Annotated in this window: 2 protein-coding genes; both read left to right on the forward strand. The window is 69.4% G+C overall.

Going from position 1 to position 3,550, the window contains the following annotated elements; translation table 11 throughout:
* Nucleotides 1–2,124 (forward strand): Kelch repeat-containing protein (locus VML93_RS23940; RefSeq protein ID WP_325614765.1); only part of this gene is annotated, 2,124 nt, incomplete at its 5' end.
* 58 nt (nt 2,125–2,182) lie between these two features.
* Nucleotides 2,183–3,550 (forward strand): HAD-IC family P-type ATPase (locus VML93_RS23945; RefSeq protein WP_325614766.1); only part of this gene is annotated, 1,368 nt, incomplete at its 3' end.

The following is a 3,550-nucleotide window of genomic DNA, read 5'->3' on the forward strand; positions in this document are numbered from 1 at the left end:
CTGTACGCGGCGTACACGGCCAAGGTCTCGTCGCTGAACTCCGGCCAGTTCAAGCAGAACTTCAGCAACTGCGGCTACCAGTTCACGAACGGCGAGGCCAGCTGGAACCACTTGTTCCAGCACACGAGCAATTACACCGTCGACCAGATGACCACGGGCACGGTGAAGGACGACCAGGCCGCGGGCCGGGTGTTCTGCAACTACACCCAGGGCCTGGAGTACATGGTGTGGACCCAGGACGTCGGCAACATGATGGGAGTCGTGTCTGGACCGGTACACGGGGACGTGTGGAACTGGTGGGTGCCCGTACACAACAGCATCGGCCTGAAGACTGGCTGGCAGCCGGGCACTGCTTCGCTGTACGCCATCCAGCAGGTGGGTTCGGCGGTGCTGGATGGCCGGATCTGGGTGGCCGGCGGTCTGACCGACGCGCAAGACGCCACGGCGAAGACGGAGTATTACGACACGACGACCGGTAAATGGAGTCTGGGCCCGAATCTGCCGTTCCAGTTGCATCACGCGATGATGGTGTCCTACCACAACACGGTGTGGGTGATCGGCGGTTTCGAGCCGCAGGGCAGCACGATAGAGGGGCTCGCCTCCGCCCGGGTGCTGTACCTGAACCAGGCCCAGACCGCCTGGGTGGAGGCGCCTGCATTGCACCATGCGCGTGCCGCCGGCGCGGCGGCGGTGGTGGGGAACAAGATCGTCGTGGTCGGCGGGCGGACCGCCGGCACGTCCCCGGCCGAGGTCATCCCCACCGAGGTTTTCGACGGGACCAGCTGGCATGACGCGGCGGGCATCCCGGTTCCGGGGGATCACCTGGCGGCCGCGTCGGACGGCACCTACCTGTACGTCGTCGGCGGGCGCAGGATCGAGGTCACCTCTAATACCGCGGCGGTGCAGCGGTTCGACCCGGCCACTGACCGGTGGACCCAGCTGCCGGCCGCGCCGGGCAAGGTCAGCGACGCCGGCGCGGCGATCGTCGGCGGCCGGCTGATCGTCGTCGGCGGCGAGAGCATCGGCACCGTGTTCAACACCGTCTGGGCCTATGACCTGACCAGCTCGACCTGGACCAGCCTGCCGGACCTCGCCGCACCCCGGCACGGGCTGGCCGTCGCCGCGATCGGCAGCACCCTGTACGCCATCGACGGCGCATCCCAGCCCGGGCACAACGCATCCACCTCCACCATGCAAACCCTCACCGTCCTCCCGGGGCCCGCTCAGCCTGCCGGGAGCTGGCAGCTGGGCACTGCTTCGCTGTACGCCATCCAGCAGGTGGGTGCGGCGGTGGATAAGAGCGGCCGGATCTGGGTGGCCGGCGGTCTGACCGACGCGCAAGACGCCACCGCGAAGACGCAGTTCTACGACCCCTCGATCGGCGTGTGGACCCCGGGCCCGAATCTGCCGGTCCAGTTGCATCACGCGATGATGGTGTCGTACCACAACACGGTGTGGGTGATCGGCGGTTTCGAGCCGCAGGGCAGCGAAATAGCTGGGGTCGCCTCCGCCCGGGTGCTGTACCTGAACCAGGCCGAGACCGCCTGGGTGGAGGGGCCTGAACTGCACCACGCGCGGGGCGCCGGCGCGGCGGCGGTGGTGGGGAACAAGATCGTCGTGGTCGGCGGGCGGACCGGCGGCACCTCCCCGAAGGAGGTCATCCCCACCGAGGTTTTCGACGGGACCAGCTGGCACGACGCGGCCGGCATCCCGGTTCCGGGGGATCACCTGGCGGCCGCGTCGGACGGCACCTACCTGTACGCCGTCGGCGGGCGCAGGATCGAGGTCACCTCTAATACCGCGGCGGTGCAGCGCTTCGACCCGGCCACTGACCGGTGGACCCAGCTGCCGGCCGCGCCGGGCAAGGTCAGCGACGCCGGCGCGGCGATCGTCGGCGGCCGGCTGATCGTGGCCGGCGGCGAGAGCATCGGCACCGTGTTCAACACCGTCTGGGCCTATGACCTGACCAGCTCGACCTGGACCAGCCTGCCGGACCTGGCCGCACCCCGGCACGGGCTGGCCGTCATAGCGATCGGCAGCACCCTGTACGCCATCGACGGCGCATCCCTACCCGGGCACAACGCATCCACCTCCACCGTGCAAACCCTCACCTTTCACAACTAGGGAGACATCCCGTCCGTAGTACCTGAGCAATTCCAGATCTTCAGGAGCCGGGGTCGCAGTGCTGACCACTTCCTCGCAAACGACAGCGCCGGCGCAGGCAAGGGAAGTTCCTTTCGCCACCGTCGAGCTTGAGCTCGGCGGCATGCACTGCGGCGCATGCGCTGCACGGATCGAGCACGCGCTCGGCCGCGTGCCCGGCGTGGCCAGTGCTTCGGTCAACCTGGCCACGGCCCGGGCGTTCGTCTCCTACAACGGTTCAGCAATTAGCGCCAGCGAACTCTGCCAGACCGTCGCCGACGTCGGCTACAGCGCCAAGGCGGTCGATGCCGCCGCCGGATCCGCTCGCCGCCAGCACAGCGACCGGTGGGTGCTGCGTGCGATCATCTCCTGGCCCCTGGCGATCGCCGCGTTGCTGGTGTCGCTCCTCCTGCCCCAGACCGCGGGTACGGGATGGATCGCCCTCGTCCTGGCCGTCGTCGTCGAGTTCGCCGGCGGCTGGCCGTTCCTCCGCAACGCCGCTCGCCTGCTGCGTCATGGCGCAGTGAGCATGGACACCCTGATCGCGATCGGCACCCTCGGTGCGGTCGCCGTCCAGGTCGTCGAAGTCATTGCCGCCGGGGGCCGCCATATCCACGTCGACAGCGGCGCCGGCGCGTTCGCGGGACGACTGCACTACGCCATGGCGCCCCTCATTGTCGCCGTCCTGGTCAGCGGGCGCGCCGCCGAGGCCGCCGCGCGCCGCCGCGCCGTAGGCGCCATGCACTCGCTGCTTTCGCTGCGTCCGCCCCTGGCCCGGGTGGTCACCGATCTTGACAGCGAGCGCGGCGATCTCGTCGCACCCGAGAGCGTGCCGGTGGGGGCGCTGGTGCGGGTGCGGCCGAATGAGGCGATTCCGCTCGACGGGAGCGTCGTGAGCGGGTGGTCAGCAGTCGACGAATCTATGCTTACCGGCGAGCCTTTGCCCGTTGACCGCGGCCCCGGTAGCCAGGTCACGGGCGGCACGCGCAACGGGCAGGAGGCGCTCGTCGTGCGCGTCGAGGCCCTGGCCTCGGAGTCGGTGCTCGCACGCCTTCAGCGCCTGGTCGAGGAAGCTCAGCGTGACAAGGCACCGCTGCAGCGATTGGCGGACCGGGTCAGCCGGGTGTTCGTCCCCGCCGTACTCCTGCTCGCCCTCGCGACGTTCGCGGTGTGGTGGGTCGCCGGGGGCGACCACGACACGGCGGTCCTGAGTGCCCTGTCAGTACTGCTCGTCGCCTGCCCGTGCGCGATGGGGCTGGCCGCGCCAATGGCGATGATGGTCGGCTGCGGGAGAGCCTCGGCGCTCGGGATCTTCGTCCGCAACGGCGACGCGCTCGAACGCCTTTCCAGGGTGGACACCGTTGTGTTCGATAAGACGGGGACACTGACTGAGCGCCGCGCCGTTGTC

Origin of the sequence: Mycobacterium sp. (assembly GCF_035499775.1) — a bacterium.
In the GTDB taxonomy this organism is placed as follows: Bacteria; Actinomycetota; Actinomycetes; order Mycobacteriales; family Mycobacteriaceae; genus Mycobacterium.